19 protein-coding genes are annotated in these 25,996 nt (G+C 69.0%); 10 read left to right on the plus strand and 9 right to left on the minus strand.

The features are described 5' to 3' along the window. Window positions 1–35: 35 nt before the first annotated feature. Complete coding sequence (locus ABZ412_RS02540) at window positions 36–1,637, minus strand: DUF2207 domain-containing protein (protein WP_357275370.1); 1,602 nt, start codon at window positions 1,635–1,637, stop codon at window positions 36–38. Between the two features lie 529 nt (window positions 1,638–2,166). Here ABZ412_RS02540 and ABZ412_RS02545 point away from each other — a divergent pair. Further along, entirely contained in the window at window positions 2,167–3,096 is a 930-nt protein-coding gene (locus ABZ412_RS02545; protein ID WP_357275372.1) for a neutral zinc metallopeptidase, read from the plus strand. Window positions 3,097–3,153: 57 nt separating this feature from the next. Here the strand turns inward: ABZ412_RS02545 and ABZ412_RS02550 are convergent, their stop codons facing one another. Together ABZ412_RS02550 and ABZ412_RS02555 are read right to left on the minus strand one after the other, a co-directional pair. Then, window positions 3,154–4,449, minus strand: a complete 1,296-nt coding sequence (locus ABZ412_RS02550; RefSeq protein WP_357275374.1) for an ammonium transporter — start codon at window positions 4,447–4,449, stop codon at window positions 3,154–3,156. Between the two features lie 105 nt (window positions 4,450–4,554). Continuing rightward, the gene (locus ABZ412_RS02555; protein ID WP_357275376.1) at window positions 4,555–5,388 is read right to left on the minus strand and encodes a hypothetical protein; all 834 of its coding nucleotides are present in this window, start codon (window positions 5,386–5,388) and stop codon (window positions 4,555–4,557) included. Window positions 5,389–5,788: 400 nt separating this feature from the next. Here ABZ412_RS02555 and ABZ412_RS02560 point away from each other — a divergent pair, with 400 nt between their 5' ends. The 5 genes from ABZ412_RS02560 to ABZ412_RS02580 all read left to right on the plus strand — a co-directional run bounded on the left by ABZ412_RS02560 (window position 5,789) and on the right by ABZ412_RS02580 (window position 17,582). Beyond that, the gene (locus tag ABZ412_RS02560; RefSeq protein ID WP_357275378.1) at window positions 5,789–8,590 is read left to right on the plus strand and encodes a DNA polymerase III subunit gamma and tau; all 2,802 of its coding nucleotides are present in this window, start codon (window positions 5,789–5,791) and stop codon (window positions 8,588–8,590) included. 257 nt (window positions 8,591–8,847) lie between these two features. Further along, window positions 8,848–10,059, plus strand: a complete 1,212-nt coding sequence (locus ABZ412_RS02565; RefSeq protein WP_357275380.1) for an acetyl-CoA C-acetyltransferase — start codon at window positions 8,848–8,850, stop codon at window positions 10,057–10,059. A gap of 37 nt (window positions 10,060–10,096) precedes the next feature. Further along, complete coding sequence (locus ABZ412_RS02570; RefSeq protein ID WP_357275383.1) at window positions 10,097–12,250, plus strand: 3-hydroxyacyl-CoA dehydrogenase NAD-binding domain-containing protein; 2,154 nt, start codon at window positions 10,097–10,099, stop codon at window positions 12,248–12,250. Window positions 12,251–12,458: 208 nt separating this feature from the next. Next, a complete protein-coding gene (locus ABZ412_RS02575; RefSeq protein WP_357275385.1) occupies window positions 12,459–16,040 on the plus strand; it encodes a protein kinase in 3,582 nt (1,193 codons plus the stop codon). A gap of 57 nt (window positions 16,041–16,097) precedes the next feature. Then, window positions 16,098–17,582, plus strand: a complete 1,485-nt coding sequence (locus ABZ412_RS02580; RefSeq protein WP_357275387.1) for an alpha/beta hydrolase-fold protein — start codon at window positions 16,098–16,100, stop codon at window positions 17,580–17,582. A gap of 77 nt (window positions 17,583–17,659) precedes the next feature. Here ABZ412_RS02580 and ABZ412_RS02585 read toward each other — a convergent pair whose 3' ends face one another. From ABZ412_RS02585 to ABZ412_RS02595, 3 genes are all read right to left on the minus strand, one after another. Beyond that, complete coding sequence (locus ABZ412_RS02585) at window positions 17,660–18,976, minus strand: class I SAM-dependent methyltransferase (protein WP_357275389.1); 1,317 nt, start codon at window positions 18,974–18,976, stop codon at window positions 17,660–17,662. Then, window positions 18,973–20,403, minus strand: a complete 1,431-nt coding sequence (locus tag ABZ412_RS02590; protein WP_357275934.1) for an FAD-binding oxidoreductase — start codon at window positions 20,401–20,403, stop codon at window positions 18,973–18,975. Before ABZ412_RS02590 ends, ABZ412_RS02585 begins: the two co-directional genes overlap by 4 nt. Before the next feature lie 189 nt (window positions 20,404–20,592). After that, entirely contained in the window at window positions 20,593–21,648 is a 1,056-nt protein-coding gene (locus tag ABZ412_RS02595) for a WD40 repeat domain-containing protein (RefSeq protein WP_357275391.1), read from the minus strand. 18 nt (window positions 21,649–21,666) lie between these two features. Between ABZ412_RS02595 and ABZ412_RS02600 the strand changes: the two genes are divergently transcribed. Further along, window positions 21,667–22,326 carry a hypothetical protein gene (locus ABZ412_RS02600; protein ID WP_357275393.1) on the plus strand — a complete coding sequence of 220 codons (660 nt, stop codon included), beginning with the start codon at window positions 21,667–21,669 and terminating at the stop codon, window positions 22,324–22,326. On the opposite strand, the gene ABZ412_RS02605 is transcribed toward ABZ412_RS02600, so the two are convergent. After that, window positions 22,323–23,216, minus strand: a complete 894-nt coding sequence (locus ABZ412_RS02605; RefSeq protein WP_357275395.1) for a hypothetical protein — start codon at window positions 23,214–23,216, stop codon at window positions 22,323–22,325. The two genes, ABZ412_RS02600 and ABZ412_RS02605, sit on opposite strands and share 4 nt — an antisense overlap. A gap of 109 nt (window positions 23,217–23,325) precedes the next feature. Between ABZ412_RS02605 and ABZ412_RS02610 the strand changes: the two genes are divergently transcribed. Further along, complete coding sequence (locus ABZ412_RS02610; protein ID WP_357275397.1) at window positions 23,326–23,760, plus strand: SRPBCC family protein; 435 nt, start codon at window positions 23,326–23,328, stop codon at window positions 23,758–23,760. Here ABZ412_RS02610 and ABZ412_RS02615 read toward each other — a convergent pair. Next, on the minus strand, window positions 23,757–24,113 hold the full coding sequence (locus tag ABZ412_RS02615; RefSeq protein WP_357275400.1) for a VOC family protein: 357 nt from the start codon (window positions 24,111–24,113) through the stop codon (window positions 23,757–23,759). The two genes, ABZ412_RS02610 and ABZ412_RS02615, sit on opposite strands and share 4 nt — an antisense overlap. Before the next feature lie 15 nt (window positions 24,114–24,128). After that, window positions 24,129–24,938, minus strand: a complete 810-nt coding sequence (locus tag ABZ412_RS02620; protein WP_357275402.1) for a MerR family transcriptional regulator — start codon at window positions 24,936–24,938, stop codon at window positions 24,129–24,131. Between the two features lie 101 nt (window positions 24,939–25,039). On the opposite strand from ABZ412_RS02620, the gene ABZ412_RS02625 reads away from it, so the two are divergent. Then, window positions 25,040–25,369 carry a YbaB/EbfC family nucleoid-associated protein gene (locus tag ABZ412_RS02625; protein ID WP_357275404.1) on the plus strand — a complete coding sequence of 110 codons (330 nt, stop codon included), beginning with the start codon at window positions 25,040–25,042 and terminating at the stop codon, window positions 25,367–25,369. Window positions 25,370–25,383: 14 nt separating this feature from the next. After that, window positions 25,384–25,992: a recombination mediator RecR gene (recR, locus tag ABZ412_RS02630; protein WP_357275406.1), complete on the plus strand. Its 609-nt coding sequence runs from the start codon at window positions 25,384–25,386 to the stop codon at window positions 25,990–25,992. The last annotated feature ends 4 nt before the right edge of the window (window positions 25,993–25,996 follow it).

Consider the following 25,996-nt stretch of genomic DNA (forward strand, 5'->3'; position numbering starts at 1 on the left):
CTACATCGGTTGGTATATCGGTCGCCGGGGGTGTGTCACCGTTGATTGCCGGGCCGGAACAACCCCTCGACCGCGGTGATGAAGTACGGGAAGTGCGCGCCGAATCGCTGCAGACTGCGATCACCCTCGAACCCGCCGAACCAGTACAGCCCAGGACTCCCGTCCGCCGTCGGATCCAGGTCCCGGAACGTGCGCACCCACTGATCGCCACGGCGCGCGGCAACCAGGAACGGCAGCGCCCGCGAGAACGCCAGCTCCTGATCCGCCACCGGAATACGCCGCGGCGCAAGCGCGTCCAGCCCGCGCTGCATGGCCTGCACCCGGCCGGTCAGCTCCCGGCCCATCGCGCTGCGGGACGGCAGATAGCGGGGGAGCAGCAGTGCGGCCACCCCGCCCAGCGCGAGCGCGACACCGATCAGGGCGTGCCGCTGCGGACCCAGCGCCAGCGCCGCGGTCGCGGCGAGACCGCCCACGATCAGCGCGATCCCGAGCCAGAACTCGAAACCGCGGCGGGTGCGGTCGATGAACACCCCGGCCGTCACCGCATCGTCGATCAGCGCGGCGCGCACCGCCTTCGCGTCCACCTGCCCGCGGCGCTCGGACAGCAGCACCGCGTCCGCGCCCTCCGGGATCAGCGCCGAATACACCGCGCGCTCATAGGCGGTCAGCTGCTCGTCGGGCGGATTCACCCGGGAGAAGCGCCAATCCGCGTCACCGGCGACCGTCACCCACAGGTAGTTGCGGACCGCCAGATCCACCACGGTCGACGCCATGTCCGGCACGTCGGCGTGGCCGTCGAGCAGCAGGCCCGCCGTACTCGGCAGCACACCGTCCGGCGACGTGAACTGCACGTGATCGCCGGTCCGCACCAGCGGATCCAGGGTCTCGGCGGCGGCCGGCGCGGAACGCCGCGACCACAACACGTATCCGGCCGCCGCGGCCACCGCCGCGAGCAGCGCGCCGAACGCGGCCCACACCGGACCGGTCGGCGAGAACGCGTTGGGCGCGTTGTCGTCGCGCACATCGGCATTGGCCCGCACCGTGTTCGGCGGCAACTGCAAGGTCACATCGAGAATGTCGCCCTTGCGTAGGTCGGTCTTCTCCAGATGCGCGAAACCGTCCGGCTCGACCCGAATATCGCCGCAGTTCTGCGGATTTCCGGGCGGGCCGACCGTGCACTTGGTGACGCCCATCCGGAAGCTCGGGCTCGACACCGTCGCATTGATCGACGCCACATCGGTGTTCAGCACACCGGTCCACTGGAACACCTGCGCGCCCCCAGCGTCACTGACGGTGTTGTGCACCGTGTATACGAAGGTGGCCGTGCCCGGTCGCGCGGAGATGGTGAACAGATCGTCCGCGACATGCGCCTCGCCGTCCCCCTCGGCGGACACATCGGTCACCTCGAACGTGCGCAGCACACTCGGGTTCACCTGCACGCGCAGCGGCAGCACCTGCCGAAACTCCCCGCCCTCGGGGACTTTCACGGTTTCGGTGACCCGCAGCAGACCGTCGTCGCCCAGATTCACCTCCGCGGTGATATCCACACCGGCCGGCTGCGCCCACACGGCCGGCGCCGCCACACCCGCCAGCGCGAGCAGCAGCGCGACCAGGGCGGCCCCCCGAAAAATCTGCATGACTGGCACTCTAGCCAGCTTGCTATCCTTCCTCAGCGGCAAGTCGCAGGTCTATGGAGCCGGCAGGTTATCTCTGAGGAACGAGGGGGTGCGGGGGTTGACTCGCCCACCGTCCGAGCACGGACCGACGCCCCCGGGTCGCCGGCCCACGCCGCCTCCTGGAAACCCACAGCCGCACGGCAATCCGCAGCAGCCCGTCCAGCAACCCGGATTCCCGGCGGTCCCGCGCCGTCCCGCAGGTCAGCCCGGAGGCGCGCCGCCGCCCGGATACCAGCCTCAGCCCGGGTATCCGCCGCCGCCCGGATATCAACGGCCACCCGGATATTCGCCGCAGCCGGGCCATCAGCCCCCGCCTTACTCCGGTCACCCGCAGCAAGCCGGCGCACCTCGCCCGGGGTATCCCGCCCAGCCGGGCAAGGGCCCCGCTCGGCCGGGTTACCCACCGCAGCAGGGATTTCCGCCGCCACCCGGGTACGGACAACCCGGATACCCGTCCACCGGTCAGGGGCGGCCCGCGTATCGCGCGCCCATGCCGCCGCCCACCGCCGCGCCGCCGACCGGCGCGATTCCGGTGGCCCGGCCCGCGCCGCCGAGACGCGGCCGGGTGGGGACGCTCGTCGTGATCCTGGTGCTGCTGGTGTCCGGTGTGCTGCTGCGCACCGCCGTCACCACCGGCCTGAACTCCATCGGTTCCGGGTCGAACGTCAAGACCGGCTATTCCAGCGACGCCGGGGAGAACCACGGTGTCGCGGCCACCGCCGACAATCCGCTGTTGACGAACCCCGATTACACGCTGCTGCCCGCCACATGCGCGTACTCGCAGTGGGGCACCCAGGTCGAGGTGGCGCGCAAGTTCTTCGAGACCGCGGCCGACTGCCTGCACACGGCGTGGAAACCGTTGTTCGACAAGATCAATCTGCCGTTCCCCGCACCCAAGCTGAACGTGTCCGCGGACACCGCGGGCATCACCACCCTGTGCACCGGCAACAGCAGTAACTTCGCGGCCTTCTACTGCTCGGCGGACATGACCATCTACATGCCGATCAGTCAGCTGCAGACCGATATCTTCGGCAACAACTGGGTCGTCTACCTCTCGGTGTTCGCCCACGAGTACGGCCACCACGTCCAGGCGCAGTCGGGCATCCTCGGCAAGGTGCACCAGCAGCGCCGCGACGCCGGATCGCGCAGCGACACCGGGCTGGAACTGTCACGCCGCACCGAACTACAGGCCCAGTGCTTCGACGGCATGTACCTGTCGTCCTCCGGCAACGGCGGCTCGCTGACCAGCGCCCAGATCGGGGTGGCCCGCAACGACGCCTACCACCGCGGCGACGCACCCGGCGACATGCGCGATCACGGCACCGCGCAGAGCATGGGCGGCTGGTTCGAGATCGGCTACGACAAGGACCGCGCCATGCAGTGCAACACCTTCAGCGCCGCCGCGAGCAAGGTGAACTGACCGCGAAACACTCGAGCCCCGCCGCGAAGTGCGACGGGGCTCGAAACGGCTTCGGGCTCAGTGGCCCAGCGGCTTGCCGATGCGATTCGGCGAATGTCCGTGCACGCCCTCGGCGTACGCGGTCTCCGCGTGCAGCGCGAAGTCGACGCCGCCCAGCTCGTCCTCCTTGGTGACCCGGAAGCCGACCAGCTTGTCCAGCACCTTGCCCAGCGCGAACGTCATCCCGAACGCGAACGCCGCCACCGTCACCACGCCCACGGCCTGCTTGCCGAGCTGACCCAGCCCGCCGCCGTAGAACAGGCCCGCCGGGCCCTTGGTCATGACGGCCGAGGCCAGGAAGCCGATCAGCAGCGTGCCGACGATGCCGCCCATGAAGTGCACGCCCACCACGTCGAGCGAATCGTCGTAGTTGCCCTTGAACTTCCAGCCAACCGCGAACGAACACACCACGCCCGCGACCAGGCCCACGACCATCGCGCCGATGGTGTTCACCTCACCGCAGGACGGGGTGATGGCGACCAGACCGGCCACCGCACCCGACGCCGCACCGAAGGTGGTCGGCTTGCCGTCGCGGCGCGCCTCGACCACCAGCCAGCCCAGCATGCCGAGACAGCCCGCCACCAGCGTGTTCAGGAACACCGCCGCGGCGGTGCCGTCGGCGGTCAGCGCCGAACCCGCGTTGAAGCCGAACCAGCCGAACCACAGCAGGCCCGCACCCAGCACCACGAACGGCAGATTGTGCGGGCGCATCGCGTCCACCTTGAAGCCCTGACGCGGGCCCAGCACCAACACCATCGCCAGAGCCGAAGCGCCCGAAGCGATCTCGACCACCAAGCCGCCCGCGTAATCCAGCGCGCCCACCTTGCTCAGCCAGCCGTCCGAGGTCCACACCCAGTGCGCGATCGGCGCGTACACGATCAGCGCCCACACCGGCACGAAGATCATCCACGCCGAGAACTTGGTCCGATCGGCGATCGCGCCGCTGATCAGGGCCACGGTCAGAATCGCGAAGGTCAGCTGGAAGGTGACGAACAACAGCTCCGGAACGCCCGCGCCGGTGGTCTTGTCCACCACGTGCACGGTGTCGGGGTTGATTCCGGCGAGCCCGAAATGCCCGAGGTCGCCGATGATTCCGCCGCCCGCGTCATCGCCGAAGGCCAGGCTGTACCCGCCGAGCAGCCAGGCCACCGTCACCAGCGGGATCGAGATGAAGCTCATCATCAGCATGTTGAGCACACCGCTGGACCGCACCATGCCGCCGTAGAAGATCGCGAGGCCGGGTGTCATCAACAGCACGAGCGCCGTGGCCGCCAGCAGCCAGGCGGTCGACGCCGCGTCGATGTGGGGTGTCATGCGGTAACTCCTTCTGCGCGTGATCGCGTTGCGTGGAAGTTACCGAAAACTCACGTTAAGGCGCTGTTACAAAAATGAGGAGTCCGATACCTCCCCGTAACAGCGTCAGCTGCGCTGTTCCCTGGCCTTTTTGGCCAGCGCGCGCAATCCCCGCGGGCCGGGCACCGGATTTCCGTCCTCCAGCGCCATCCATTCCGCGGTGACGAGCCACCGCTGCTGGGCGCGGGCGTCGGCTGTGTCGTTGAACACCCGCCGGCCCCGGTCGTCGCGCAGCTCGTAGGCCATGACCGACCAGCGCGGCGGGCGCCCGTTCTCGGCCACTTGGTCGCGCAGATAGGCCGCCACCAGAGTGCCGATCATGTTCACCGGCCGCAGCGAGACCCGGTTGCCGTAGCGGAGGCCGAAGAAACGCCTTCCGGCACACAGGGATCGGGGCTCGGCGCTGTAGGCGATCCAGCCCGACCGCTGCGCGCGCTCGATGAGCCACAGGTGCTTGATGGCGGTCGGCGGGATGTCACCCACCCGGTCGCGGATCAGGGCGATCACCGGTTCGGTGAGCAGAATGTCGCGCCGGGTCGGACCGGTGCCGTGCACGGTCCAGTATTCGTCGGTCGCTTTGGCCAGAACCCGCCCGAAATCGTCGATGCTGCGCTGCGCCCGGCGGCCCAGCCGCTCGATGCGCTCGGCCTCGGCCCGCATGTCGTTCTGCACCATGTGGGTGCGGATGGCGGCCAGGGTCGGCACCTGGCGACGCTGCAGCAGTTCCAGGATCGCGCCCGCGGTGGCCGGATCGGCAGCGGCCGACACCGGTAGCGAATCACGCTTGATGTCGTAATCGTGCGGGCTGATGGCCCGGCTGAGCAGTCCGACGGCGGCGCTGTCGTCCGCGAATTCGGTGCTGGAGAGCCAGGCGGTGGCGATGTCGTCGTGCGAAGGCACGGGGCATGTCCTCCGGAGGATTTGGTTGTGCCCCGGTCGGGATGAGGGACCGGCCGGGGCAACCAACCTGATGAAGGTTTGGCTACCGAAGTTGCCGATGTCTACGGTAGCCAAGGGGTTGCGTTCTTGCCGCACCGATTCACAGAATCGTTATGTCCGCTCTGTGGTCTTGAAACAGAACGCAGGTCTGTATCTGGTGTCGTTGCAGTAAATGTGGGTTCGACAATTACCGTTTCAAAACGACGCGGAGAATTTGCTATCCGATTTGACCGGGTATCAGTTCGGGTCGGTCGGTTTTGGCAGGAGCTCGGGATGGAATGTGATCTGCATCACATCTCAGGGCGGCTGGTGGTTCGGCCGCATGTCACCACCTGTCGGGGCGCACCGGTAACCTCTCCCCGTGGCTCTGTACCGGAAGTACCGACCGGCAACGTTCGCTGAAGTGGTGGGTCAGGAGCACGTCACCGATCCGCTGAGTACGGCGCTCGACACCGGGCGGATCAGTCATGCGTATCTGTTCTCGGGACCGCGCGGGTGTGGCAAGACCTCCTCGGCGCGCATCCTCGCCCGCTCGCTGAACTGCGAACAGGGACCGACCTCCACCCCCTGCGGCGTGTGCTCGTCGTGCGTGGCGCTGGGTCCGGGCGGTGCGGGCAACCTCGACGTCATCGAGCTCGACGCCGCCAGCCACGGCGGTGTCGACGACACCCGCGAACTGCGCGACCGCGCCTTCTACGCACCCGCCGAATCCCGGTACCGCGTCTTCATCGTGGACGAGGCGCACATGGTCACCACGGCCGGCTTCAACGCGCTGCTCAAGATCGTGGAGGAGCCGCCCGCCCACCTGATCTTCGTCTTCGCCACCACCGAGCCGGACAAGGTGCTGCCCACCATCCGCTCGCGCACCCACCACTACCCGTTCCGGCTGCTCCCGCCCGCCACCATGCGTGGACTGCTCGGCAAGATCTGCGACCAGGAAGGCGTGCGGGTCGAGGAGTCGGTGTACCCCTTGGTCATTCGCGCGGGCGGCGGCTCCCCGCGTGACAGCCTCAGCGTGCTGGACCAGCTGCTGGCGGGCGCGGGCGCGGAAGGCGTCACCTATCCGCGCGCGGTGTCGCTGCTCGGCGTCACCGACATCGCCCTGATCGACGATGCCGTCGACGCCCTCGCCGATTCCGACGGCGCCGCCCTCTTCGGCACCATCGACCGCGTGGTGGAGGCGGGCCACGACCCCCGCCGCTTCGCCACCGACCTGCTCGAGCGCCTGCGCGACCTGATCCTGCTGCGCGCCGTCCCCGACGCCACCGACCGCAACCTGGTCACCGGCCCCGGCGACGTCATCGACCGCATGCGCGCCCAGGCCGACCGCCTCGGCGCGGCCACCCTGGCCCGCCACGCCGAACTCCTGCACGAGGGCCTCGGCGACATGCGCGGCGCCACCAACCCCCGCCTCCTGCTGGAGGTCATCGCGGCCCGCATGCTCCTGCCCGCGGCCTCCGACGCCGAGACCGCCACCCTCCAGCGCCTCGAACTCCTCGAGCGCCGAATGGCAAGCGGCGCACTCCCCGCCGCGTCGCAGCAGCCCCAGGGCGCCGCGCCCACCGCCGCGTCCGCAGCGTCGGCCCCGGCCGCGGCTCCGCCCGCCACCGGAGGCGGCAACGCCCGCCGCGGAGCCGCCGCCCTGGCCGCCATGCGGGCCGAGAAGTCCGGCACGCCCGCGCCTTCCGTCGCAGACGAGTCGGTTCCGCCCCGGACCGCCTCGCCCGTCGCGGCTCCGGCCACTCCGGCCGCGCCGGATTCGCCCTCGGCGGCCGCAGCTCCGGTGGCCCCCGCGGTGGCTCCGGCGCCGCCCGCTCAGACCGTGGCCGCTCCCGCCGCGGAACCGAATGCTCCGATGGCCGGGGACGCCCCGCCCGCACAGACCATGCCCTCGAGCGGATCCGATTCTCCCGCAGTGGATTCCGCGAATCCGAGTCCGACCGGAACCACGATCCGCCCGCCCGAGCTCTCGCCGGTCGCGAGCCCGGTGCCCGCGATGGTCACACCGCCGTCCCTCGCCCCCGTTCAGGAGAGCGCTGCCGCGGCGGTGGCCGCGCAGCCTGCTCATCCCGCCGAACGTGCTGCGGCACAACAGGCTTCACGCGGATCCGCGACCGCTGGGAACGTCGCGCCGGAGCACGAGTCCGGGCAAGCGGCAGCGCCGCAGCAGGAAGCGGCCGCGAATTCGGTAGCCGCGGCCGCGCCCACGAGCACCGCCGCGGCCGAGGCCGCCGCTCCCGCGCAGCCCGCCGTGGCCGCCCCGCCGTCCGCTCCCGCGGCCGACCATGCTGTCGCGCAGCCCTCTTCGTCCGGCCCGGCGGTCGCCGAAGCGGGTGTCGCCACTGCTGAGCAGGGACAGGCCCAGCCGACCTCCGGGCCGGCTCCGGCTGCCGAGGTCGTCCCGGCCGCCGGCCCCGTCGGTGACGATGTGCTGCAGCAGGTCGAGGAGGCCTGGGCGGATATCCGGGCCAAGGTGCGGGAGTTCGGGGCCGCGGTGCACGCGCTGCTGTCCGGCGCGAGCGTGGCCCGGGTCGAGGGCGAGACGATCGTGCTGGCGCATCAGCACGCGCCGCTGGCGCAGCGGTTGTCGCAGCCGCAGTACCTGGAGGCCGTGCAGTCGGCGGTCAAGGCGGTGCTGGGCCGTGAGCACGGGGTGAAGTGGGAAGTCGGGGGAGCCGGGTCGGGCGGCGCGGCCGCCAAGGCCCCGGCGGGCCGGGCGCCCGCGACCGCGCCCGCGGAGCCGAAGAAGGCGGCGCAGAAGTTCTCGCGGCCGAGTCAGGCCAGGGCGGCCGCGGCGCCGGTCGCCGAACCGGCTCCGGCGACCGGGTGGGGGAGCGCCCCCGCGTCCGCTCCGGCGGCTCCCGCGCCCGCGGATCCGGGGCCGGCGGGCGGGGATTCGTTCGAGCGGGAGAGCGCCCGTTTCGCGCCGCCGGAGGACGATATTCCGCTGCCCGACGGGCCGGACCTTCCGGACGATCCGGGGCCGGTGGACTACTCGCCGGTAGGTTATGACGGCGTCCCACCTGCTACTACGCCGGAGGAGGAGCGCGAGATGCTGGAGGAGTCGGCCAAGCCGGTGCCTCCGGAGGAGCGCCGCGACCCGGATGAGGTGGCCCTAGCGTTGTTGGTGCAGGAGTTGGGCGCCACACCTCTGGAGGGTTGACAGTTCCCTCGGGTGCCAACTTAAGTTAACCGGAGTTCGCATAGTTCGGTACTATGATCGGGTGGCCGTGAGTATCGGTTTCGCGAGGTTCTAAGGTATGCCCAGGCGTACGGGTTACCGGAGCGTCAACAAACCGGCTCGGGACGTTGTTTGTACAGCGTCAAAGGCGATCGGTCGTGGGGCCGGTCGGCGAGGTATGGCTACGGCACGGCCCGCACAACGCGGTGACGGCGCACCCAAGAGAGGAAAACTCCGATATGACCACAGAGGCCTACATTTACGAGGCCATCCGCACCCCGCGCGGCAAGAACCGTGGGGGGTCGCTGCACTCGGTCAAGCCGATCGACCTGACCACCGGTCTGGTCCAGGAGCTGCGGAAGCGCTTCCCGAACCTGGACGAGGCTCGCATCTCGGACATCATCCTGGGTGTCGTCTCGCCGGTCGGTGACCAGGGCGCGGACATCGCCCGCACCACCGTGCTCACCGCGGGCCTGCCCGACACCGTCGGCGGCTTCCAGATCAACCGCTTCTGTGCCTCGGGCCTCGAGGCCGTCAACCTGGCCGCCCAGAAGGTCCGCTCGGGCTTCGACGACCTGGTCATCGCCGGTGGCGTCGAGTCCATGTCCCGCGTGCCGATGGGCTCCGACGGCGGCGCCATGTTCATGGACCCGAAGACCAGCTACGACAGCTACATTGTCCCGCAGGGCATTTCGGCCGACCTGATCGCCACCATCGAGGGCTTCACCCGCGATGACGTGGACGCCTACGCCGTGCGCTCGCAGGAGCTGGCCGCCAACGCCTGGAAGAACGGCTACTTCACCAACTCCGTCGTCCCGGTCAAGGACCTGAACGGTCTGACCGTGCTGGACAACGACGAGCACATGCGTCCCGGCACCACCGCCGCCGACCTCGGCAAGCTGAACCCGGCCTTCGCCGGCATCGGCGAGATGGGCGGCTTCGACGCGGTGGCCATGCAGCGCTACCACTTCGTCGAGTCCATCAACCACGTGCACCACGGTGGTAACTCCTCGGGCATCGTCGACGGCGCCGCCATGGTGCTGATCGGTTCCGAAGAGGCCGGCGCCGCGTCGGGCCTGACCCCGCGCGCCCGCATCGTGGCCACCGGCACCTCCGGCGCCGACGCCACCATCATGCTCACCGGTCCGACCCCGGCCGCCGAGAAGGCGCTGGCCAAGGCCGGTCTGAAGCGTGAGGACATCGACCTCTACGAGATCAACGAGGCCTTCGCCTCCGTCGTCCTGAAGTTCCAGAAGGACCTGCAGATCCCGGACGAGAAGCTGAACGTCAACGGCGGCGCGATCGCCATGGGCCACCCGCTGGGCGCGACCGGCGCGATGATCACGGGCACCGTGGTCGACGAGCTGCACCGTCGCAACGCCCGCTACGGCCTGATCACCCTGTGCATCGGCGGCGGCATGGGTGTCGCCACCATCATCGAGCGCGTCTGACGCCCACCGACTTTTCTCTAGGGAGACACGAAACACTATGACCGAGAACATGATCGGCTGGGAAAAGGACGCCGACGGCATCGTCGTGCTGACCATGGACGACCCCAACCAGGGCGCCAACACCATGAACCAGCTCTACAAGGACTCCATGAAGGCGACCGTCGATCGCCTCGAGGCCGAGAAGGACGACATCACCGGTGTCGTCATCACCTCCGCGAAGAAGACCTTCTTCGCCGGCGGCGACCTGAAGAACATGATGAAGACCACCCCCGCGGACGCGGCCTCCATCATGGAAGAGCTCACCACCATCAAGGCTGACCTGCGTCGCCTGGAGAAGCTGGGCAAGCCGGTCGTCTCCGCGATCAACGGCGCTGCCCTGGGCGGCGGCCTGGAGATCACCCTGGCCACCCACTACCGCATCGCCGCGGACGTGAAGGGCGTGCAGCTGGGCCTGCCCGAGGTCTCCCTCGGTCTGCTCCCGGCCGGTGGCGGCGTCACCCGCATCACCCGCATGCTGGGCATCGCGAACGGCCTGATGGGCGTTCTGCTGCAGGGCAACAAGTTCACCCCGGCCAAGGCCAAGGCCACCGGCCTGATCAACGAGGTCGTCGGCTCGATCGAGGAGCTGGTCCCGGCCGCCAAGGCGTGGATCAAGGCCAACCCGGACAAGGGTGTGCAGCCCTGGGACGTCAAGGGCCACAAGATCCCGGGCGGCACCCCGTCCAGCCCGGCGCTGGCCGCCAACCTCCCGGCCTTCCCGGCCAACCTGCGCAAGCAGCTCAAGGGCCAGAACATGCCGGCGCCGCAGGCCATCATGGCCGCCGCGGTCGAGGGCGCGCAGGTCGATTTCGACACCGCGTCGCTGATCGAGTCCCGCTACTTCGTGTCCCTGCTGACCGGCCCGGTCGCCAAGAACATGATCCAGGCGTTCTTCTTCGACCTGCAGCACATCAACAACGGCGGTTCGCGTCCGAAGGACGTGCCGAAGCGTGAGATCAAGAAGGTCGGCGTGATCGGCGCGGGCATGATGGGCGCGGGCATCGCGTACGTCACCGCCAAGGCCGGCATCGACGTCGTCCTCAAGGACGTCACCATCGAGGCCGCCAACAAGGGCAAGGACTACTCGGTCAAGCTCGAGGAGAAGGCTCTCTCCCGCGGCAAGACCACCGAGGAGAAGTCGAAGACCCTCCTGGACCGCATCAAGCCGACCGCCGACCCGGCCGACTTCGCGGGCGTGGACTTCGTGATCGAGGCCGTGTTCGAGAACCCGGAGCTCAAGGCGAAGGTCTTCGGCGAGATCGAGGACATCGTGGACGCCGACGCGCTGCTCGGCTCCAACACCTCGACCCTGCCGATCACCCTGCTGGCCAATGGCGTGAAGCGGGCCGAGGACTTCATCGGCATCCACTTCTTCTCGCCGGTCGACAAGATGCCGCTGGTCGAGATCATCAAGGGTGAGAAGACCTCGGACGAGGCGCTGGCCCGGGTGTACGACTACACCCTCGCGATCCGCAAGACCCCGATCGTGGTGAACGATTCGCGCGGCTTCTACACCTCGCGCGTGATCGGCAAGTTCATCAACGAGGCCATCATGATGCTCGGTGAGGGCGTCGACCCGCAGACCATCGAGCAGGCCGGTCTGCAGGCGGGCTACCCGGCGGCGCCGCTGAAGCTGTCGGACGAGCTGAACTTCACCACCATGCAGAAGATCTACAAGGAGACCGCCGAGGCCGTCGTGGCCGCCGGTGGCGAGATCGACGCCGCTTCCGGCGCGACCGCGAAGATCCTCGACAAGCTGGTGGGCGAGTTCGACCGCAAGGGTAAGGCCGGCGGCGCGGGCTTCTACGACTACACCGACGGCAAGGCCACCGGTATCTGGTCGGAGCTGCGCTCCACCTTCGGCACCTCGACCACCCTCCCCGAGGGCGTCACCCTGCAGGATCTCAAGGACCGCATGCTGTTCGCGGAGGCCATCGAGACCCAGAAGTGCTTCGACGAGAACGTGCTGACCTCGACCGCCGACGCCAACATCGGCTCGATCTTCGGCATCGGTTTCCCGGCCTGGACCGGTGGCACCCACCAGTTCATCGTCGGTTACCCGGGTGGACAGGAAGCCTTCGTGGCCCGCGCCGACGAGCTGGCCGCCAAGTTCGGCAGCCGCTTCGAGGTTCCGGCCTCGCTGCGCAAGTAGTAACCGTGCGCGAGCGCTGAACCACCGGCGCTCGAGCATGTGAAATACCCGGCCCGGGTCGCGAATACGCGGCCCGGGCCGAGTGTTGTACGGGTATGTGTACAGCGGTGGGCGCGAGACCGAAAGGGTCCACACGCCCGAGCGGTCCGCGCTACGTTGAATATGCGCGGGCGGACACGGTTACTCGTTCCAGGTCGAGGTGGTGGAGATGAACTCACAGGCGCGCCGGGACGGCTCGCGGCGTGAGCAGGCGTCTCCCGAAAACTCCACGCAGGCATACGTTCCCGTGAACATCGACGACGAACTCGAGGCCATGGGCCTGTTCGACGCGGAGGAGATCGGCCGGGGCGGGTTCGGGGTGGTGTACCGCTGTAGCCAGCGTGCCCTGGACCGGGTGGTGGCGGTGAAGGTGCTCTCCGCGGAGATCGACGACGAGAGCCGGGAGCGGTTCCTGCGCGAGGAGCACGCCATGGGCCGGTTGTCGGGGCATCCGAACATCGTGGACATCCTCCAGGTGGACGTGACGCCGACCGGGCGGCCGTACATCGTGATGCCGTACGCGACCCGCGGTTCCCTGGAACAGGTGGTGCACGACAATGGGCCGCTGTCCTGGGTGGATTCGCTGCGGGTCGGGGTGAAGCTGGCGGGGGCCATCGAGACCGCGCATCGCGCCGAGGTGCTGCACCGGGACGTGAAGCCCGCCAACGTGCTGTTGAGCCGGTACGGGGAACCGCAGCTCACCGATTTCGGAATCGCGCGTATCCCGGGCGGTTTCCGCACGACCACGAGTTTGATCACCGGGTCGCCCGCGTTCACGGCGCCCGAGGTGCTCAAGGGTGACGAGCCGACCGTGCGTTCCGATGTGTACGGGCTCGGTTCCACCCTGTTCGCGCTGCTGACCGGGCACGCCGCGTTCGAGCGGCAGGCCGGGGAGAAGGTGGTGGCGCAGTTCCTGCGCATCACCAGTCAGCCGGTGCCGGACCTGCGGGAACTGGAGATCCCGGCGGATGTGGCCGCGGCCATCGAGGCGGCCATGTCGCCGGAGCCGCGGGATCGGCCCGTCAGCGCGGTGGAGTTCGGTGAGCTGCTGCGCGCAGTGCAGGGCGACCACGGTCAGGTGCCGGACGAGATGGCCTTGATCGACGGCGCGGAACTCGGTGCGGACGGCCATGATCCCTCGGCGCCGACGTATTCGACCCAGCGCAGGCACACCGTGGTGACGGCGCCGCGCAACCGGTCGCTGACGCTGCGCCCGACCGGCAATCCGAGCGCGGTGTTCAGCACCGGCAATACGTTGCCGCCCACGGCCACAACGAAATTCCTGCCGCCGACGCCGGCGCGGGAACCGATCGCCCGGCCCCGGCTGCTGGAGCCGCTGCGGTCGGGCGGCCGCCGCCGGCTGGCGGTGATCCACGGCCCGGCCGGATTCGGCAAGAGCACGCTGGCCGCGCAGTGGTGTGCCGAGCTCACCGATCGCGGGATGCCGGTGGCCTGGATCGGCATCGACCGCGACGACGACAACGAGGTGTGGCTGCTGGCCCACATCATCGCGGCCATTCGCAAGGTGCGGCCGGAGATCGGCGTGGGACTGGAACAGCTGCTGGAGGAGCGGCCCGCCGAGGCGGTGCCGTACGCGGTGTCGGCGCTCATCGACGAGGTGCGGGCGGGCGGGACCCCGGTGGTCGTGGTGGTGGACGACTGGCATCGGATCACCGACGCCGGGGCGCAGCGGGTGATGGCGTCACTGCTCGACAATTGTTCGCACGAACTGCGTTTCGTCATCACCAGCCGGGAGCGGGCGGGGCTGCCGTTGAGCCGTCTGCAGGTGGCCGACGAGCTGATCGAGCTCGGGTCCCCGCAGTTGCGGCTGACCGAGGCGGAGACCAGGGAAATCCTGGTCGACCGGCTGGGATTGGAGTTGAGCGACCGGCAGGTCGAGCAGATCCACACCGCCACCGACGGCTGGCCGGCCGCGATCCAGCTGGCGGGATTGTCGCTGCGCGCGGCGGATCACGATGTCGACCGGCTGATTATCGGGCTGTCCGGTGACAACAAGGCGATCCGGGAGTATCTGGCCGAGAACGTGCTCGGCGCCATCGAGCCGCGCATGCTCGAATTCCTCACTGACATAGCGATTCCCGAGCGGGTGAACGCGTCGCTGGCCGAGGCGCTGTCGGGTGCGGCGGACGCCGCGGATCTGCTCGACGAGGCCGAGCAGCGTGAGCTGTTCGTGCACCGGATTCCCGACGATCCGAGCTGGTACCGCATGCAGCCGATGGTGGCCGAGCATCTGCGCGCCCGGCTGGACCGGGCGCAGCCGGGGCAGTTGAAGAAGTTGAACGGCAAGGCGTCTCGCTGGTTCGCCGAACACAATCTGATCAAGCAGTCGGTGGATCACGCGCTGGCCGCCACCGATCTGAAGTACGCGCTGGACCTGGTCGAGAAGGGCGGCATGGATCTGATCGACAGTTCGCGGCTGGCCACCCTGTTCGGCACCGTGTCGAAACTGCCGGTCCAGCAGGTGACTTCGCGGTCCAAGCTGTTGATGGCGCTGGCCCGGGCGAATGTGAATCTGCAGCAGTCCGGGGCGGCGCGGACCGCGCTGGGCCGTTTGTCGAACATGCTGGCGCGCAGCGGCACCGACGATGCCGAGGCGGTGACCCAGCGCTGTCAGGCGGCGGTGCTGGCGGCGGCCGACCAGGTGGCGCGGGACCGCACCGAGGGCGTGCTCGACAAGATCACCGAATGCCTGAAGCTGGCCGACGATCTCCCGGCGTGGACGGTGTCCACGGCTGCGAACCTGGCCTCGTTCGTGCGGCTGTGCGGTTTCGACTTCGAGGGCGCGCGCGGCATGCAGGACTGGGCCGCCCCGTTCCACGCCCGCTCGGCCGACCCGCTGGGCGAGGTGTTCGGCCTGTGCGCGCGCGGCGACGCCGCCTACGAGCAGCTCGATATCGCCACCGCCACACGGTGTTTCGAACAGGCCTGGCAGACCGCCCGCGATCGCGCCGGGTCCCGGTCGGACGCGGTGCGGGTGGCGGCGGCGCTGCTGGGCGAGGTGGCCTACCGCCGCGGCGATCTGGACAGCGCCGAGCGGCTGCTGGATCAGAGCCACGAATTGACCACCCGCGTCGGCCCGGTCGACTTCCTGGTCACCATCTTCGTGAGCGGCGCGCGCGTGAAGGCGGTGCGCGGCGACCTGGAGACCGCCGCGGCTCGCCTGGACGAGGGCGCGCGGATAGCCGCCGACCGTAAGCTCACCCGGCTGGCCGCGCAGGTCCGGGCCGAGCGCCTGCGGCTGGGCCTGCCCGCCGATTCACTGAGCGCGGGTCTGGTCACCGACCCGATGGCGCGCACACCGCGGCATGCCACCGGTGCGGCGGTGCTGACCGCCGAGGCCGAGGAGATCGCCACCATCCGGGCGCTGCTGGCCCGCCACTATCGCGGCGACGACCGCGCCACCGACGACCTGGCCCCGCTCGGCACCGACGACACCGTGGTGAAACGGGCCCGCGTCCTGCACGCCCGGATCCAGGAACAGCACCGGCCCCGGGCCGAACTCGATTCGGCGCTGCTGCTGGCCGAGTGCCTCTCCACGGCGGGCTGGCTCGGGGAGTCGATCGCGACGCTCACGCCGGTGGTGCTGCGGTGCGCCGAGCTGGGCTGGTCGCGGCCGCTGCTGGATGCCGGGCCGAGTGTGCTGACCATCCTGCGGACCATGCGGCACGAGATGCCGTTGGACGCGGACGGTCAGGAGGCGCCGCGCCGCTTCCTGGATTCACTGCTGTAGGACGGGTCGCAGGGTATTCACAGCGTTTCTCGAGGAACGGCGGACACAATCGCCGTCGTGTTCTCGCCGCATGCGCCGTCGCAGTCACCGCCGCTCGGGCCGCCGCCCGCGCCGCACCCGCCCGCCGCCCGCAGCGGCTACGGGGGCTTCCACCACGGGGTTTCGCTATTGCACGGGTGGGTGCCGCAGGTGGTGGCGTTCGTGGCGGTGCTGCTGCTGGTGATCGCGTTCGCGCGGGCGACGCGACGCTGGTGGGTGCTGTGGATGCCGGTGTGCGCGGTGGGCGGCGTCGCGGCGGCGTGGGCGGCCTGGGATTTCGTGGACGATCAGGGACTGGCCTCGGATCCGGCGCCGGCGTTGTTGTGGGCGTCGATCGGATTGACGGCCGCCGGACTGGTGGCCGCGATCGTCGGACTGCGGACCGGCGGCTGGTGGCAGCGGATCGCGGCGGTGCTGGCGGTCCCGGCGGCGCTGCTGTACACGGGCGTGGTGCTCAACCAGTGGGTCGGCTACTACCCGACGGTGCAGGCGGCCTGGGACGCGCTCAACGCCGATCCGCTACCGCACCAGGTGGATCTGGACGAGCTCGCCGAATTGCGCAAGACGGATGTGGGGACCGGGCGCATCGTGGAGGTGGATATTCCGGAGGCGGGCAGCGACTTCCGGCATCGGCGCGAATACGTGTACCTGCCGCCCGCCTGGTTCGCCGGTGACACACCGCCCACCCTGCCCGCCGTGATGATGATCGGCGGCGAGTTCAACACTCCGGCCGACTGGGTCCGCAGCGGCCAGATCATGCCCGCCGTGGACGCTTTCGCGGCCAAGAACAGCGGGCAGACGCCGGTGCTGGTGTTCGTCGATTCCGGCGGCAGCTTCAACAACGACACCGAATGCGTGAACGGCCCGCGCGGCAACGCGGCCGACCACCTCACCAAGGACGTCCCCGGCTACGTGGAGTCGGAGTTCGGCGTCTCGAAGGATCCGGCGCAATGGGCGGTGGTGGGCTGGTCCATGGGCGGCACCTGCGCGGTCGACCTGGCCGTCATGCATCCGGACCTGTTCGGCACCTTCGTCGACATCGCCGGTGACCTGGGCCCGACCGCGGGCTCCAAGGAGCAGACCATGAAACGCCTGTACGGCGGAAACGCCGACGCCTGGGCGCAATTCGATCCGCTGACGGTCATGGAGAAGCACGGCCCCTACACGGGCGTGGTCGGCCTGTTCGACGACCTGACCGCACCCAAGCGCACCAACAACCCGGGCGCGAACGGCGCACCGAACGGACAGCCGCGGAACTTCCCCGGCACGCCCAAGGTGAGCGAGGAACAGATCGGCAAGGGCGGCCGCGACGGCGTCCAGGACGCGAACGAGGAAGGCGCCGCCGAGCAACTGTGCGACGCGGGCCGCAAGGTCGGCATCGACTGCACCGTGCACACGACGGTCGGCGGTCACACCTGGCAGTTCGCCGCCTCGGCCTTCACGTCGTCATTCCCTTGGCTGACAGCCCGTTTGGGGCTTCCGGTGCCCGGCCTGTCGTCGTGAGAGGGAACGGGCGCGCGGCACTGGCCGCACGCCCGTCCTCCGGGTTTCGGGGGACTACCCCTGAGAGCCCATGAGAGTCATGCCTTCCACCAGGGGCGGAGGGGCACCGTCCAGGTCTGGTCCGCGGCGAGTTTGACGCCCAGGATCTGGTGCAGCTGCACCACATTGCGTTCGAACCCGAGCTGGCAGCCCGCCATGTACAGGCCCCACACCTTGGCGGTGCCCTCGCCGACCTCGGCGACCGCGTCGTCCCAGTTCTTCACCAGGTTGTCGCACCATTCGGCGAGGGTGAGGGCGTAGTGCTCGCGCAGGTTCTCCTCGTGCAGCACCTCGAGGCCCACGTTCTGGATCTCGGAGATGATGCGCCCGGAGCCCGCGAGTTCGCCGTCGGGGAAGACGTAGCGGTCGATGAAGTCGCCCGCCTTGGTGATGCGGGTGTTGTCCGGCCGGGTGATGGAGTGATTGAGGAACAAGCCGCCGACCTTCAGCTTGGACTTGATGTAGTCGAAGTAGGCCGGGTAGTTGTGCACGCCGATGTGTTCGGTCAGGCCGATGGAGGACACCGCGTCGAAATTGCCCTCGTGCACGTCGCGGTAGTCGGAGTGCCGCACCTCGGCGAGGTCGGACAGGCCTTCCTCGGCGATCTTGGACTGCGCCCATTCGGCCTGTTCGGCGGACAGGGTCGCGCCGATGACGTGGACACCGTGTTTGGCGGCGTAGCGCACCATGCCGCCCCAGCCGCAGCCGATGTCGAGCAGTCGGTCGCCGGGCTTCAGGTTCAGCTTCTCGAAGACCAGGCGGTACTTGTTCTCCTGCGCCTGTTCCAGCGTCCAGGCCGGGTCCTCGTACGCGGCGCAGGTGTAGGTCATGGACGGGCCCAGCACGTATTCGTAGAACGTGTTGGAGACGTCGTAGTGGTGGTGGATGGCCTCGGCGTCGCGAGTCTTGCTGTGCCGCAGTCCCTCCAGCGCGATGCGCCGCCAGCGCGGCATGGCCTCCTGCGGCGGCGGGGGCACCGGCTTGAGCAGTTCCCAGCCCAGGGAACGGGCGATGACGACCAGCTGCAGCGCGGTGGGGCGGCGGAACTTCATGCTCGCCATGGCCTTCAGCAGTTCGTACGGGTCGCCGGGTTCGACGCCGTGGGCGATCAGGTCCCCGGCGATGTAGGCGCGCGCCATGCCGAGGTCGCCGGGCGCGGTGGCGATGTAGTTGACGCCGCGGGGCGTGAGGATCTCGAGGCCGAATTCGGAGTCCTCGGGTCCGGCGGTGCTGCCGTCGTAACAGGTCAGGCGGATGGGCACCGGGCCGTCGAGCAGGGTCGCGAAGATCTCGGCAATGCTCAGTTTGGTTCCGAGCTCGGCGAATACGTCGGAACGGTCCTTGTACGTGGTCACTTGCGTTGCACCGCCTTCGAATACAGATCCAGTAGACGAGAATCCGGGTCGTAGCGTTTCTTGAGAGAGGAGTAGGCGCCGCCGCCGTAATAGAGGCCGGCGAATTCATCCTGGTCGTAGAAGGAGTCCGAATACAGCGATTTGTGACCGTCCAGTTCGGACACTCTGCGTTCGATGGCGCGGTTGGCCACGCCCTCGGGCTGTCCGGGCACGGTCGGCACCGCCGACCAGAAGCCGACGTTCACATAGGTGCGGTCGGGTTCCAGCGGGTAGAGCGGCCAGGGCCGTTCGCCGTCGCCGTCGCGCAATCGCAACGGGCACAGCCAGATCGGCTCGATCGGGATCTCCCGCAGGAACCACTCCACGAAGTCGGCGGTGTGCTCGAGCGGCACTTCGATGTCCTGCACCACCCGTTCGCGGGGCGGATTCCCGTGCCGCGCCTCGATCTTGTCGCCGATGCCGTACTTGTGGTCGAGGGCGATGAGTTTCCAGTAGAAGCTGGAGCGCCGGTACCGCTGCGGCCAGAAGCGCCGGACGCGCGGGTTCTGCGCGCCGAAGGCCCGCGAGCACCAGAACCAGTCGGTGTCCCAGCGCCACAGGTAGTCGTGGATGGTGAGCCGGTCGCGAATGGGTCGCGGGGAGTCGTGCTGGATGGACCGGTAGTAGATGTCCATGCCGGTGTAGTCGCTGACCGGGCCTGGTTCGTCGGTCTGGCGGCCCAGGATCAGGTAACTCTCGTCGGCGGTGAAGACCACGCCGTCGAGGTAGTCGACCGGTTCGCCGTCCCAGGCGCGGTCGGCGATGATCCGCGCCATGGCGGCCTCGAGTTCGCGCAGCCGGTGGAAGCGAACATGCCGCACCTCGACATAGGGTTCCACGGTTTCCAGCTCGATCTTCAACCGCGTCGAATAACCCAGCGTTCCATACGAATTGGGGAATCCGCGGTACAACTCCGCGTGCTCCCCGTCCCGGGTCGCGGTGATGATCTCGCCCGCCCCGGTGAGGACGTCCATCTCCAGCACGGATTCGTGCGGTAGCCCGTTGCGGAACGAGGTCGATTCGATGCCGAGTCCGGTGACCGCGCCGCCGAGGGTGATGGTCTTGAGCTGCGGCACCACCAGCGGGACCAGTCCGTAGGGCAGCGTGGTGGCGACCAGGTCCTCGTAAGCGGTCATCCCGGCCACGTCGGCCGTGCGGGCTTCCGGATCGACCGCGATGACCTGCGTCAATCCGGACACGTCGAGTCCGGGTGCGGTACTGCGGGCGCGGGCCCGGAAGAGATTGGACGTCTTCTTGGCCAGCCGGACATTGGCATCCGGCGGGATGGCGCGATAGGAGGCCAGGAGGCGATCGACCCCAGCCTGATGCGCGGCGAAACCTGATTCCTGTGCGGCCGGTGCGCGGCCGGCCTTACCCAACAGACTCACTGCCACCCTCGAAAACCTAGCGTGCACCGACCGGTACGGCCAGCAAGAAAGCACCGGCGGGGCGGGTTTTCACACATAGTTTCCCTGTGCGCGGGCAGGCGTGACCTGCCCTGTAGTCAGAGTATTCCCCGTCACACCGTGATGATTCTTACTTTGGCTAACATTTGGCTTACGGTGTGCCGGAGCGGTTTACAGCGGGTCGTCGAGTTCCATCTGCCGGATCTGCGGCAGGTACGGGTCCAATTCGCCCGCTTCGAACCGGCACATGCCGATCACGTGCCAGAACTGGCCCGCCGTCAGACCTTCGGTCTTGTAGCGGCCGTCCGGCGTGAACGCCACCCAGCCCTCCGGCAGGCCCAGCAGGGTGGCCCGCGGTTCCGGCGCGGACTCGTCCAGCGCCCACACCATGATCGAGCCGTCATTGCCGCCGCTGGCCAGCAGCCGCCCGGACGGATCGAAGGCCAAGGACCGCACCCGGTTGCGATGGCCGTGCAGGGTGTGCCGGTGCTCGCCCGTGGCGATGTCCCACAGCTGGATCACCAGGTCGTCGCCCGCCGTGGCCAGCAGTCCCGACCGCGCGTCCACCGCCACGCACCACAGCCGCCCACGATGCAGGTCCAGCCGGTGCAGCGGGGGGCCTCCGGCCCGGCTCCAGATCCGGACCGTGCCGTCCCAGGAGATGCCCGCGACCAGGTCGTCGTGCAGGACCACCCCGTAGACGCGATGCCCGCCCGCGCCGCTCGGCGTCGGATCCGACAGCGTGCCCAGCAGTTCCCCGGACTCCACGGCCCAGAGCCGGATCTGCCCGTCGTCGCAGCCGGTGGCCATGGTCGCGCCGGTGGCGTCGAAGGCGATCGAGCGCACCCGGCCGCGATGGTCGGCGCAGACCGCGTGCTCGCCGCCGGTCTCACGGGTCCACAGCGTCACGGTGTCGTCGTCGTTGGCGGTCGCGATGAAGCGGGCGGTCGGGTCGTAGGCGATGGCCCACACCGGCGCGGAGTCGACGGTGATCTCCCGTTCGGCCTCGCCGGTGCCGATATCGGACACCCGCAGCCGCCCGGCATTGCCGACCGTCACCAGCTGGGTGGCCCGGGCCGGGCTGAACACCCCCGATTCCACCGTGACCAGCCCGTCCGCGCTGCCCTGCAGGCGGTGGGTGAGCCGCCCGGTGGCGGCGTCCCAGAGCCGGACGCTGCCGTCGTTGCCGAAACCTGCGAGCACGGTGCCGTCCGCGTTGAACGACACCGCGCGCACGTGCCGCCCGTGTCCGTTGAGGGTGTGCAGGCGTTCGCCGGTGGCGGAATCCCAGACCCGCAGCGCGAATTGGTCGTCGGCGAGATCGAGCGGTCCCCGGAAAGCGCCAGCTCGCAGCCCACCCTGGGCCTCACCGAACTGTGGCTCGCCGTCACGTATTTCGCGCTGCGGGTGTGGGAGAACGGGCGGCCCTACCTGAATCTCACGGAACTGACCGAGGTCGCGCAGGCCGCCGTGCAGGAGATCGACGCGAGCCGGCTCAATGTGGCGCAGTTCGTGCACGCCCTCGGCTCCCGCAGCCTCATCGTGCGCAGCGACGACAACCGCTTCGGCTTCATCCACTCGTCAGTGCGGGACTGGCTGGTGGCCAAGGCCATCGCCACCCAGCTCAGCGCGGGGGTCGCCGAACCCGCGCCGCCGGCGCAGGCGCAGCTGGAACCTCTCGCCGTCGCATGTCCGGCCGCCGCCGATCAGTTGCTGGCGTTGCTGATCGGCGCGAATGTGGGTCCGGTGGTGACGCCGTGGGCCTCCCTGGCCACCCTGCTCTGCCTGGAGTTCTGCCGCACCCACGAGGTGCGGGTGCCCATGCGGCGCTTCGTGCTGACCGGCCTGGTGCTGGCCGTGGCCGCGACTACCGCCGCGACGGCGGGGCTGCTGCTCACCGGCTAGAACGTATTGGCCGGTCGCAGTGCGTATTCCACGATCTCGGTGACATCGTCGTCGGTGTACACGGCGGGCAGCGGTAGCGTCAGCCGCTCCAGCAGCCGCCGCACCTGCGCGATGCTCGGTTCGGCGGGTGGCCGCAGCTCGCTGTCGCGGCCCAGCGGAACGTGGCGGGCCTGCTTGAAACTCAACGCCAATTCGCGGGTGAGATCGGAGTATTGGGTCTTGCCTCGTTCGAAGAGCAGCGCCGGGGTGTTCGAGCCACGCTGATTGGTGATGACCACGCTGTCGGACATGTCCCAGCGGTAGGTCGACACCACCGAGGACAGCGCCAGCTCGATGGTCAGCAGCTCGGACTGGGCCCGGTACCAGGAGCAGGCCACCACGGTGGCGAAGGACTGCTTGCGGATCCGGTCGGTGGTCCACGGTCGCCCGGTCGCGTCGCCGCCCGGCTGCAGGGAATTGCGATGCTGCGCCTCGACCTGGCACAGCTGCTCGTCGCTGGGGTCCAGGATCTCGACCCGCAGATTCAGCAGGTGCTGTTCGGCGCGTACCCGGCCCAGGAAGAACGGCAGCGTGGTGGCCCGCAGATAGGTTCCGGTGCCGCCCTTGTAGATCCAGTTGTCGGTGTCGCGTCGGGCCAGCGCGTGCGCCTGATCCACCTCCGCGCCGTAGAGCAGGCGCACCGCGGCCGTCTCGCCGACCAACCGGGCGATCCGGTTGCGGTCCCGCAGCAGCGTCACCGCGAGCAGGCTCAGCACCAGCAGGATGGCATTGCTCACCGGATCGAGCTTGGTGTTCTTGTCGATGAACTCGACGATCACCGCGGTGATCGCGATCACGATGGCGACCACCGCGTCGATATTGAGCCGGAGCCAGGTAGCGAAGCGTGTCATGGGCGGCGTCCTCCCCCGAGAGATGTCACCCAGGATAGGTGCCGCGTAGCATGACCGAGCGGTAACAGGGCAGAGTGCCGGTCAGCCCGCAATCACTAAGGAGCACATGGTGGGACAGGTCAGCGCCTCCAGTTCGATCGTCGTCGCGGCGGATCCGAAGCGAACCCTCGACGCGATCGCCGACTACGAAACGGTCCGGCCGAAGATCCTCTCCTCGCACTACCGCGACTACAAGGTGGTCGAGGGCGGCCAGGGCGCGGGCACCGTCGCGGAGTGGACGCTGCAGGCCACCGAGAAGCGGTCCCGCAATGTGCGCGCGGCCGTCTCGGTCTCCGATTCCATGGTGACCGAACGGGATTCGAACTCCTCCATGGTCACCGCCTGGACCGTCACCCCCTCGGGCTCCGGCTCGCTGGTCACCGTGCGCACCACCTGGAAGGGTGCGGGCGGCATCGGCGGGATCTTCGAGGGCATCTTCGCGCCCCTCGGCCTGAAGAAGATCCAGGCCGAGGTGCTCGAGAACCTGAAGAAGGAACTGGCCTAGTTCGGCTGATCCTGCGCGATATCGAAGAGGTTGCCCTCGGGGTCGGACAGCGTCGCCCACTTCACGCCGTATTCGTCGAAGTCGGCGAGATGCTTGGCCCCGAGCGCGACCGCCTTCGCGATCTCGGCCTGCTGGTCGGGTGAGTGCAGGTCCAGGTGCACCACGTTCTTGCCCGGGTTCTTGTCGGGCACCTTGATGAACATGAGCGTCGGGGTGGCGGCGCCATTGTCGATGGTGGCGAAGAATTCGGTCGCGCCGTCGTCGACGGGACGTTCGAACAGCTGCGCGTAGAACCCCGCCAGCTCGGCGGCGTTGTCGCAGTCGAAGGTGATGTTCCCGAGGGACAGTGCCATGGTTTTCTCTCCTTTTCAGAGCCGGCCGATCGGCCAGCAGACTTCGGTGCGGTAGTCGGCGGGTTCGGCGTCGCCGGGACCCACCAGGTAGAGCTCGCGCACGGGTTCGGCGAGCGCGATGTCGTGTTCGGCGACGTGGCTGCCCAGCGCGCCGTAGGTGCGGTCGAATTCGGTGAAGGGGCCCGCGTGCACCGCGATGGCGAAGCGGCGGGCGGGCAGGTCCAGGACGGTTCCGGGGTCGAAGCGGTCCCGGTGCCGGGGTTCGATGGGCACGAAGGTGACCACCTCGCCGCGGTCGTGCTCGAAGAAGGCGGGCGCGTAGGTGGCGCCACCCGGCCCGGCGGGTGCGAGATCGGCCGCGGCCAGGCTGCCGTAGAGCGTCCCGAAGCTGTGGTCGCACCACTGGTCGCAGTCCTCGCGCGCCACCTCGGCGGACATGGCGATCACGGGATGGCTTGTGATGGAACGGTATTCGACGCTGATCCGGTCCGACGGCAGCAGTAGCGCCTTGAGCGAGGCCACCACGTCGCGGGTGCGCACCAGCTCGGCCTCCATCCGCTCGAGGTGCGCGCGGATCGCCGCGTCCCGCGCCACCTGATCCGGGGCGGCCATCACCGCCTTGATCTCCGGCAGCGGCATGTTCAGCTCGCGCAGCCGCTTGATCAGGTGCGCCTGATCCACCTGGGCGGTCGAGTAGAAGCGGTAGCCCGAGCCGGGGTCCACCGCGACCGGCTCCAGCAGCTCGATCTCGTGGTAGTACCGCAGCGTCTTGATGGTCAGGTAGGTGAGCCGGGAGAACTCACCGATCGGAACCGTTGCCGTCATGCTTTCAGCGAACACCCTCCAGCGAGGGGAGAGTCAAGCGAACCGTCGCGTGTCGGCGACTAGGCTGGGGTGCGATCACCATCCCCCAGGAAGGACGCGCCGTGCAGCCCGGTGAAGGTTTCGATTTCCAGCAGTTGATGGCCCAGGCCCAGCAGATGCAGCAGGCGGTGATGGCCGCGCAGCAGGAGATCGCGGAGTCCGAGGTCGAGGGCGAGGCCGGCGGCGGCCTGGTACGCGCCAAGATCCGCGCCACCGGCGAGGTGCTGTCGCTGACCATCGATCCCAAGGTGGTCGACCCCTCGGATGTGGAGACCCTGCAGGACCTGATCATCGGCGCGCTCAACAACGCCATGGACACCGCGCAGAACCTGGCCGCCGAGCGGCTGGGCCCGCTCGCGGGCGGTCTCGGCGGCGCGCTGCCCGGACTCTGAGCGGGGCTGGGTAGGTGTACGAGGGTCCGGTTCAGGATCTCATCGACGAACTGGGCAAACTGCCCGGTGTCGGCCCGAAGAGCGCGCAGCGCATCGCCTTCCATCTGCTGTCGGTGGAGCCGCCGGAGATCGACCGGCTGCAAGCCGCCCTGCAGAAGGTGCGCGACGGGGTGCGGTTCTGCAACGTTTGCGGCACCGTCTCCGACGGCGAACTGTGCCGTATCTGCGCCGATCCGCGCCGCGATCGCACCATGATCTGCGTGGTCGAGGAGCCCAAGGATGTGCAGGCCATCGAGCGCACCCGCGAATTCCGGGGCCGCTATCACGTGCTCGGCGGCGCACTCGATCCGCTCTCGGGCGTCGGCCCCGATCAGTTGCGTATCCGGGAATTGCTGACCCGCATCGGAAATCAGGATGACGGGGTGGACGTGTCGGAGGTCATCATCGCCACCGACCCGAATACCGAGGGTGAGGCGACGGCCACCTATCTGGTCCGTATGCTGCGCGACTTCCCGGGGCTGAGCGTGACGCGTCTGGCCTCGGGGCTGCCCATGGGCGGCGATCTCGAATTCGCCGATGAATTGACCCTGGGCCGCGCCCTTTCCGGCCGCCGCGCGCTATAGACGG

Origin of the sequence: Nocardia sp. NPDC005746, assembly GCF_040630785.1 — a bacterium.
Taxonomy (GTDB): Bacteria; Actinomycetota; Actinomycetes; order Mycobacteriales; family Mycobacteriaceae; genus Nocardia.

Bases quoted from the DNA above. Each gene is read 5' to 3' on its own strand.
- ABZ412_RS02620 (WP_357275402.1), bottom strand. From the start codon at position 24,938: ATGACGGCAACGGTTCCGATCGGTGAGTTCTCCCGGCTCACCTACCTG.
- ABZ412_RS02540 (WP_357275370.1), bottom strand. From the start codon at position 1,637: ATGCAGATTTTTCGGGGGGCCGCCCTGGTCGCGCTGCTGCTCGCGCTG.
- ABZ412_RS02615 (WP_357275400.1), bottom strand. From the start codon at position 24,113: ATGGCACTGTCCCTCGGGAACATCACCTTCGACTGCGACAACGCCGCC.
- ABZ412_RS02605 (WP_357275395.1), bottom strand. From the start codon at position 23,216: ATGACACGCTTCGCTACCTGGCTCCGGCTCAATATCGACGCGGTGGTC.
- ABZ412_RS02565 (WP_357275380.1), top strand. From the start codon at position 8,848: ATGACCACAGAGGCCTACATTTACGAGGCCATCCGCACCCCGCGCGGC.
- ABZ412_RS02550 (WP_357275374.1), bottom strand. From the start codon at position 4,449: ATGACACCCCACATCGACGCGGCGTCGACCGCCTGGCTGCTGGCGGCC.
- ABZ412_RS02575 (WP_357275385.1), top strand. From the start codon at position 12,459: ATGAACTCACAGGCGCGCCGGGACGGCTCGCGGCGTGAGCAGGCGTCT.
- ABZ412_RS02570 (WP_357275383.1), top strand. From the start codon at position 10,097: ATGACCGAGAACATGATCGGCTGGGAAAAGGACGCCGACGGCATCGTC.
- ABZ412_RS02545 (WP_357275372.1), top strand. From the start codon at position 2,167: ATGCCGCCGCCCACCGCCGCGCCGCCGACCGGCGCGATTCCGGTGGCC.